This is a genomic window from Trebonia sp. (assembly GCF_049794275.1).
GTDB lineage: Bacteria > Actinomycetota > Actinomycetes > Streptosporangiales > Streptosporangiaceae > Trebonia.
On sequence record NZ_JBARCR010000586.1, the window covers coordinates 1 to 2,714 of the forward strand.

3 protein-coding genes and 1 pseudogene are annotated in these 2,714 nt (G+C 68.3%); 1 reads left to right on the forward strand and 3 read right to left on the reverse strand.

Features of this window, described 5'->3' with window-relative positions:
* The coding region (locus WA805_RS15835) for a LysR substrate-binding domain-containing protein (protein WP_425242711.1) at positions 1-699 on the forward strand (699 nt) is incomplete at its 5' end.
* Positions 700-839: 140 nt separating this feature from the next.
* Here the strand turns inward: WA805_RS15835 and WA805_RS15840 are convergent.
* The 3 genes and pseudogenes from WA805_RS15840 to WA805_RS15850 form a co-directional block, all read right to left on the reverse strand.
* Positions 840-2,027 (reverse strand): M24 family metallopeptidase, encoded by a 1,188-nt coding sequence (locus WA805_RS15840; protein ID WP_425242712.1) that lies wholly within the window; start codon positions 2,025-2,027, stop codon positions 840-842.
* A gap of 71 nt (positions 2,028-2,098) precedes the next feature.
* Positions 2,099-2,323 carry a hypothetical protein gene (locus WA805_RS15845; protein WP_425242713.1) on the reverse strand — a complete coding sequence of 75 codons (225 nt, stop codon included), beginning with the start codon at positions 2,321-2,323 and terminating at the stop codon, positions 2,099-2,101.
* 50 nt (positions 2,324-2,373) lie between these two features.
* Positions 2,374-2,714: pseudogene (locus WA805_RS15850) on the reverse strand (hypothetical protein); the annotation flags it as partial.

Sequence of the window (2,714 nt, forward strand, 5' to 3'; positions counted from 1 at the left end):
GCCGGCCTGGGCGACCGGCTGGCCGGACGGGTCAGGCTGGGCACATACCCCGCGGCGATGGCGGTGCTCGCGCCCCGGGCGGTGGCCCTGCTACGCAGCGAGCATCCCGGGCTTGAGGTGAGCCTGAGCGAAGCACCGACGCCGACCCTGCTCCGCCAGCTGCGGGCCGGCCGGCTGGGCATCGCGGTTATCGGCGTCGGCGCCGGACTGCCCGGTTACGACCTAGACGGGCTGAGCCGCCAGATAGTGCTCGCCGGCCGCCTGCGTGTCGCCGTCCCGAACGGCCACCGGCTAGCCCGTGCCGGCATCGTGGCGGCAGCCGAATTGGCCGGCGAGACGTGGATCGCCGGCGGCGACTCCGGCGGCGACCCCCAGTTCCGGGCCTGGCCAACCATCGCCGACCCGGCTATTGGGTACACCGTCCGCGGGTGGCCGGCCCGGTTCGGCCTGGTCGCCGCCGGGCTGGGCATCTGCCTGGTTCCTGAGGTCGCCGCACCGTCGGTTCCGGCTGGCGTCACCACAATCGGCGTCGAGGACCCGGGGTGGCTGGGACGGACGACCCTCGCGGTAACCTCGCCGGAGCCCGGCCCGGAGACCGCGGCTATCGTGGACGCGCTCCGCCGAGCCGGCGAAGACATTCACGAGGACGTACAGCACCGGCGGCCCAGTATCCCGGAGCGTGCGCCTGGCGGCGGTTGAGCAGCTCTTGCGAAGCACACCGGGCACAGGGACCCTGCACGAGTACGAGCATGAGGCACGACCAGAGCGTACGGACTGCTCGCTACCCACAGCATTGTCGCTACCCACAGCCCTCTGCTGATCACGAGTCGGGTGCAGAGTTATCCGTTTGCCGGGATGACGAGGCTCTTGAGGTCGTCCGGGTAGTCGGTGAGGAGCTCGTATCCGTCTTCGGTCACAGCGACCGTGTCGGAATGCCGGAATCCGCCGACCTCGGAGTCGTAGAGGCCTGGCTCGACGGTGAACACCATGCCGGGCTGCAACGGCGCAGAGTTTCCCACGTCGATGAACGGCGTCTCGTGCACTCGAAGGCCGGTACCGTGTCCCACGTGCTGGCGCCAGTAGCTTGTGAGGCCGTGCTTCTCGAAGTACGCGTTCACCGCACCGTCGACGTCGGCGCTGGTGGCACCCGGAACGATCGCGTCGAACGCCGCCTTGCGCGCTGCGAGCATGTGGTCGAAGAGCCAGCGCATCCGGTCGGTCGGCTCACCGATCACCATCGTGCGTTCCAGCTCTGCGTGGTAGCCCCAGACGGGCGCGCCTGTCTCGCTCACGAGCACTTGGCCGGGTTGGAATCTGATGTTGTGCGCGACGGCGTGAGCCCAGGCGCTGCGGTGGCCGATCTGGCCCCGGTAGCCTGCTTTGACTCCGTCTCCTGACCCCAGAAGCCCACCCGATCCGCGTTCGGCGAGCATCGTCAGCGTCGCCTCGCTCTGTGCGCGCAGGCTGGCCTCGGCCTCCGTGCTGCCGGGCACGCTGTATTCCTGGAGAAGCCGGTGGGCGTGCGAGCACCAACGGCCGCTCTCCCGGAGCAGTTCCACCTCGGCGCGGCTCTTGCGCGCGAGCATCGTCTCGATCTGCGCGGCGATGTCGATGATCTCGGCGCCGGTCACGTCACTGAGCTTCGGGCCGATGTAACCGAGGATCCCGGGATAGCCGTCGTGGTCGGCCGCGATCGTCCCACGCAGGCCGAGGTCGGCGGCGACGCGGGCCAGAATCCGCATCGGGTGCTCGAGACCGGGGTACTCCGGGTAGGTCTCGATGCGCTCGAAGTCCGCTTCGGCCCGTGTGCGTTCGAGCTCGAACTCGGCGACGAAGATCACGTCGTCGCCTGCCGCGTTCTGGAGATACACGGTCGGACGCTCGGTCGACAGGAACCGGAATCCGGTGAAGTAGGTGATGTAGGTCGGGTCACAGACCACGTAGCCCGCGGCGCCGAGCGTCCGTACGTGTTCGCTCAGACGTGCACGACGGTCGGCGTACTCAGCGGTAGAGATCCCGTCAGTCATTTCGTTCCTCATTTCACGCGGAAAGTGGGTGCGGGATTCCAAAACTCGGCCACTAGTGCTGACCTGGAATTCTATGCGGCGCGCTCGTACTCGCTGACGAGGCCGCCGAGGATGGGCCAGCTGGCGTCGGTCTGTCGTAGCGGTGCCGGCGGAATCATCAGGGCCCTGAGAACCCGGCCGATCGTGGACGCTCTGACCCGGTGGCCGAGCTTGAGCAGCCGGTGCGCTCGCCCGTGTGACAGCGACGCCACGGCGTCCCGCGCCGGAACTTCGTTGAAGAAGCCTGAGGCAACCATCCGGGCTCTGCCTTCAAGGCGCGGGACAACAGGGTGGCGCCAGAAGTCTGTCAATCTGTTTCGGGGAGGGTTCGGGGTAGTCCGAAGCGCGCCATGACGTTGGTGCTGAAGCCGGTGATGGCGGTGATGTGGTCGCCGGCGGTGGTGATGACCAGGAGGGAGTAGGCGCGGTAGACACTGGCGTGGGGGTCTGCCAGGTACAAGCCGAAGGCGGGCTGGCCGTTGGCGCGGGTGGGTACCACGCGGTAGGTGCGGCCGGGGCGGAAGGTGACGGCGGCGAGGAGGCGCTGGGCTGATTCGATGCCGCGGTATTCCAGCATGGCCGGGGGCATGGAGAATCTCACGTCGGTGACGAGCAGTTCGATCAGGGCGTCCAGGTCGGCGCGTTCCA

Bases quoted from the DNA above. Each gene is read 5' to 3' on its own strand.
- WA805_RS15840 (WP_425242712.1), bottom strand. From the start codon at position 2,027: ATGACTGACGGGATCTCTACCGCTGAGTACGCCGACCGTCGTGCACGT.
- WA805_RS15845 (WP_425242713.1), bottom strand. From the start codon at position 2,323: ATGGTTGCCTCAGGCTTCTTCAACGAAGTTCCGGCGCGGGACGCCGTG.